General features: G+C 63.5%; 1 protein-coding gene and 2 pseudogenes. 1 reads left to right on the top strand and 2 read right to left on the bottom strand.

Annotated features, from left to right (window positions below):
- Positions 1-227, bottom strand: a pseudogene (locus ACH4YL_RS40795) (IS110 family transposase); the annotation flags it as partial.
- A gap of 86 nt (positions 228-313) precedes the next feature.
- Between ACH4YL_RS40795 and ACH4YL_RS40790 the strand changes: the two are divergent.
- Positions 314-889 (top strand): annotated as a pseudogene (locus ACH4YL_RS40790) (IS630 family transposase); the annotation flags it as partial.
- Between the two features lie 62 nt (positions 890-951).
- On the opposite strand, the gene ACH4YL_RS40785 reads toward ACH4YL_RS40790, so the two are convergent.
- Positions 952-1,204 (bottom strand): hypothetical protein (locus tag ACH4YL_RS40785; RefSeq protein ID WP_398512596.1); only part of this gene is annotated, 253 nt, incomplete at its 5' end.

Here is a 1,204-nt window from a genome sequence, read left to right as displayed (position 1 = left end):
TGGACATACTCAGGCGACATCAGCCGGATCTCGTGCCCGTGACCAGCCAGCGTCCGACCCAGGAAGTGCGCCCCGCAGCAGGCCTCCATTGCGATGATGCACGGCGGCAATGTCGCGCTGAACGTCACGATGCCATCGCGCGTCATGCGCTTGCGCATGACAACTGCACCGGACGCGTCCATTCCAGCAACGCTGCAACTGTTCTTGCCCAGATCGATTCCGAGCACAGCGATGGGTGTCTTTTTCATCGGCCCTCTCCTTGATGCGAGCAAATCACGATTCTGCCTGAACGTAAGGGGCGGGCCATTCCATAAACTTCGCGGTGACGCTGAAGGCCCATCTCGCCCACGTCCCCAAGCGCAGGCCAATCGAGCTCTGGTTCCAGGACGAGGCCCGCATCGGCCAGAAGAACGGCCTTGTCCGGCAATGGGCCAGGCGCGGAACGAGGCCGCGCCAGCCCGCCGACCAGCGCTACGAAAGCGCCTACCTCTTCGGAGCGATCTGCCCGGCACGGGGCGTCGGCGCGGCGCTGGCCATGCCCTTTGCCGACACGCACGCCATGCAGGCCCATCTCGGCGAGATCGCCAAGACGGTGGCCAAGGGCGCCCATGCGGTCCTGCTGCTCGACCGCGCCGGATGGCATACCACCGGCAAGCTCGTCGTGCCCGCAAACATCTCCCTGATCTTCCTGCCCTCCCGCGCCCCGGAACTGAACCCGGTCGAAAACGTCTGGCAGTATCTGCGCGCCAACTGGCTCTCCAACCGCGTCTTCGACACCTACGACGGTATCATCGACGCCGCCTGCGACGCATGGAACCGCCTCGTCGCACAGCCCAAGACCATCACCTCAATCGGAATGCGAGAGTGGGCTCGTGTCGGTCAATCATGAGGGCCGTTGGTATCAGACGGCCCGCGTCCCGGATTTCATCGGAGCAGCTCGATACGCGAGCGTTAAGTTTCCGTGCGTTCGGAGAGGAGCGCGGAAACTTCTGCATAAAGGGTTTCGGCGGTGGCGGCGGGACTGAATGCGCGCGCCCGGACCCGGCCCTGCTCCGCCATGTAGTTCACTGCGGCTTGGTTCTCCGGATCGAGAACCCTGCCAATCGCCATCACGTATTCCTTTACCGTCCCATCCACGACAAGCGCGTTTTCACCGTCGCTCGCGTAATCGCGCACCCGAGGCTTGCCCATGTACATGCTGTTC

Source organism: Streptomyces sp. NPDC020681 (assembly GCF_044334895.1).
Classification (GTDB): Bacteria; Actinomycetota; Actinomycetes; order Streptomycetales; family Streptomycetaceae; genus Streptomyces.
Note: the sequence above shows the minus strand (reverse complement) of the source record. Positions and strands in the feature narration are given on the sequence as shown.